The organism is Vibrio sp. V39_P1S14PM300 (assembly GCF_009904765.1).
GTDB classification, from domain to species: Bacteria; Pseudomonadota; Gammaproteobacteria; order Enterobacterales; family Vibrionaceae; genus Vibrio; species Vibrio proteolyticus.
On sequence record NZ_WXWP01000069.1, the window covers coordinates 1 to 3,196 of the forward strand.

Sequence of the window (3,196 nt, forward strand, 5' to 3'; positions counted from 1 at the left end):
ATTGTCTATCTATACAATGTCTTATGAGTATTTTTGAGAGCTACACATTAAAGATGCAGTGATGGGGGGCTTATTTCTTTGGAGAATCAGGCAAGTTTTAGCAATGAATAGGCTAACGAGTAAGACACAGACAAGCGTAAAGTAAAAGCAAGGTACGAAATAATGGCCTCCACGCCGACAAATCAAACCATTCTTCAGCTCATTATTTATTAAATGTCGGAGGTAGACGGTGCAAACAACAGTCAGTGCCAGAATGCAGATCGTGAATGCCATTGCCGCAGCGAACAGCGCGAAGCCAAGTTGAGGCACAGTATCACGCCAACGACACGGCAAGTCATGAAACATAAGAGTGTTGATTTTTAAAACTCGGGAGCAATGATGAAAAACGACGAAAACACACTGATTCCACGCGAGCTTCAGGCGGGAGTCTTTAATGGCAAAGGTATTTTTGATTTCGGTGAACGAAATGACGCGTATGCCGATTACTTTACCGGGACGAGCTTCCTGTCTCTGCTGAACCTCCAAGGCGTTACTGTCGCCAATGTGACCTTTGAGCCTGGTTGTCGCAATTTCTGGCATATTCACCATAAAGGTGGACAGATTTTACTCGTAACCGGAGGGAAAGGTTGGTATCAGGAATTCGGCCATCCTGCACAGGAGTTGTTACCCGGCAAGGTGGTTTATATCGCCCCTGGAACTAAGCACTGGCATGGTGCCGCAAAGGACAGTTGGTTTGCGCATGTTGCGGTAGAGATTCCGGCGGAAGGGGCCAGGAATGAATGGTTAGAGCAGGTCTCTGATGAAGAATATAACGCGTTAACCTAGTGCATCTTTCGGGGGGTATTCGTTTTTCCACTGCCTTTGAATGTTCCTTTTTTATTTCAGATGTGACTTATCACAGGTAATGACGGGGAGCATGAAGCCTGCGAGTAATCGGTGGCGTTTAGTCGCAGGCGAAAGCACCACTGCTCGCCAGGGTAATCCGGAAAATGCGCCCGTTCTAGAGAATAGAGTGACGAGCGGTCGAGGTAATGGGATCGCTGATAGTACAGGTTTTAGCAGGGATCGCACTGATTAGGGGGGGAGCGAACGTGACCAGATCTTATGTCATTAAAAAATACCTGATGAGGTTGGTATGGAGTTTAGGGGCGATCGGCTTTTCTGGCAACGTGGTGGCTTCAGAGCCGCTGTCGGCGAAAGACAAAGCTTTGATTCCCATTGCGGCGTTTGCCGCTAGTGGAGAGATTTCACAGTTGAAAAGCAGCCTTCATCAGGGACTGGATGCCGGCTTAACGATAAATGAAAGCAAAGCCATTTTGGTTCAGTTGTACGCATATGCCGGTTTTCCGCGGAGCCTAAATGCGCTTGCCGCATTGATGACGGTGCTGGACGAGCGGAAAAGTCAGGGGATAGAAGACGAACTCGGCCGTACATCGTCTCCATTCCCTCAAAATCAAAGTAGCCTTGAGGTTGGCGCCCGTAATCAAACCAAATTAGTTGGATCAGAGGTGACTGGAGCGTTGTTCGACTTTTCGCCCGAAATCGACACTTATTTAAAGGCGCACCTGTTTGGCGATATTTTTCAACAAGATGTTTTGACCTGGAAGCAGAGAGAAATCGCAACCATTTCTGCGTTGGCGAATATGCAAGGTGTTAACGGTCAATTAGGAGCGCACTACCGAATTAGCATCAACAATGACGTCTCATTGGCTGAATTGGACCAATTTATTCGTGTATTGAAAGTGCAGTGTGGCGATGACGTTGCAAACAACGCGCAGCAAGTGCTTGATGCAACGATGACAGATAAAGGAGAGTAGCGATGAACAAGAAAGCATGTGCAGTTACCTTGGCGGCATTGATGTTCAATGGGGGATGGGTATCGTCATCTTATGCGGGCGAGAGCCCCGCCCAACAGGTGTACCGAGGAGAGGAGCTTAAGTCCTTTATTGGACCAGATTCCCTTTTTACAGGCCATGTGCAAGTGGACATGCTGTTTCCGGAAAATGACGTGGCCAACTATAGTGCGGCGTATGTGACGTTTCAGCCCGGCGCGCGCAGTGCCTGGCATTCTCATCCCGCCGGACAGCACATCATCGTGACATCCGGCGTCGCCCTGACAGGCACACGTGATGGTAACGTGATTCGCTTTTCTGAAGGTGAGAGCGTGTGGTGTCCTCCCGGTGTTGAGCATTGGCATGGTGCAACGCCTGAAGCCGCCATGACACATCTGGTGGTGACCGCCTCAAAAGATGGCCAGAACGCGATCTGGAAAGAGAAAGTCACGGACGAACAGTATCTGGGATCGCAATAAAAAGAGCCGCACTTTGCGGCTCTTTCTGATTTTGGAGTGGAATTACGCCTGAAGCAATTTAGCTCGATGGAATACCAACGCTGGTAGTGCTGCCAGAGCGGCATAAAAGCCGACGTACGTGACGCTTTGTGAAGAGAGCGCTTGTACGATCAACGGACTCAACCCACCGAAGATCGACAGGGCAACGTTATAACCCAGGCCGAGCGGTAGCGTTTGAGAATTGGCTTCTTTGAACAGCATCGTGGCCAGATTGCCGAGAATCAACGCCGAAATCAGCGAAATCACAAACAGCGCTCCAAGTTGTACGACCAATTGCCCATTGTTGAGCAAATAGTAAGACGGTACAAACAGTAACACCGCGCCGAGCAGCCCTACCTGAAACATTTGTCGGGAGTGGCTGAATTTGTCGGTCAGCCAACCCGTCCCAATCAGGAGAACGAACAGACACAAAGCGTTGTATAAACTGAAGTGTTCAATGTGCAGCTGATCGTTGATGATATTGCTCGACAGGTTTTGGATGTAGAACACGACGCCACCGACCATGGCAATCACGAAAATATTGGTAAACAATGACCAACTGAACTCGCGTTTCACAGTCGCGACTTTAAGTTGTGGTAAGCGCATCCGGAACCAGAAGCTCATTGCGATGTTCACCGCGCCAATAAACAGTGGAATACGCCAGCCGTACTGTTGCATTTCCTCGCCGGTCAGTGTCAGGTTAAGGATTTCGACCACAACTACAGAAATGATCACCCCAACGATGGAGCTGGCCACAATCATGCTGCTGATGCGCGACTGCTCTTTGTCTGGGGTGTTTTCTAATAGATAGTTGATGATGGTTGGATACTCACCACCAAAACTGAAAGCTTGTGCCATCTGCAGAAT

The 3,196-nt window shown here is 49.0% G+C and carries 4 protein-coding genes; 3 read left to right on the forward strand and 1 reads right to left on the reverse strand.

The features are described from left to right. Positions 1-378 precede the first annotated feature (378 nt). The 3 genes from CAG65_RS03375 (at position 379) to CAG65_RS03385 (ending at position 2,311) form a co-directional block, all read left to right on the forward strand. Positions 379-825 (forward strand): cupin domain-containing protein, encoded by a 447-nt coding sequence (locus CAG65_RS03375; RefSeq protein WP_021704820.1) that lies wholly within the window; start codon positions 379-381, stop codon positions 823-825. Between the two features lie 299 nt (positions 826-1,124). Further along, positions 1,125-1,817: a carboxymuconolactone decarboxylase family protein gene (locus tag CAG65_RS03380; RefSeq protein WP_161452176.1), complete on the forward strand. Its 693-nt coding sequence runs from the start codon at positions 1,125-1,127 to the stop codon at positions 1,815-1,817. 41 nt (positions 1,818-1,858) lie between these two features. Beyond that, positions 1,859-2,311, forward strand: coding sequence for a (R)-mandelonitrile lyase (locus CAG65_RS03385; RefSeq protein WP_237668735.1), 453 nt, complete (start codon positions 1,859-1,861; stop codon positions 2,309-2,311). Between the two features lie 42 nt (positions 2,312-2,353). On the opposite strand, the gene CAG65_RS03390 is transcribed toward CAG65_RS03385, so the two are convergent. Then, positions 2,354-3,196: MFS transporter (locus CAG65_RS03390; protein ID WP_161452174.1), on the reverse strand; the 843-nt coding region annotated here is incomplete at its 5' end.

Bases quoted from the DNA above. Each gene is read 5' to 3' on its own strand.
- CAG65_RS03375 (WP_021704820.1), top strand. From the start codon at position 379: ATGAAAAACGACGAAAACACACTGATTCCACGCGAGCTTCAGGCGGGA.
- CAG65_RS03380 (WP_161452176.1), top strand. From the start codon at position 1,125: ATGAGGTTGGTATGGAGTTTAGGGGCGATCGGCTTTTCTGGCAACGTG.
- CAG65_RS03385 (WP_237668735.1), top strand. From the start codon at position 1,859: ATGTTCAATGGGGGATGGGTATCGTCATCTTATGCGGGCGAGAGCCCC.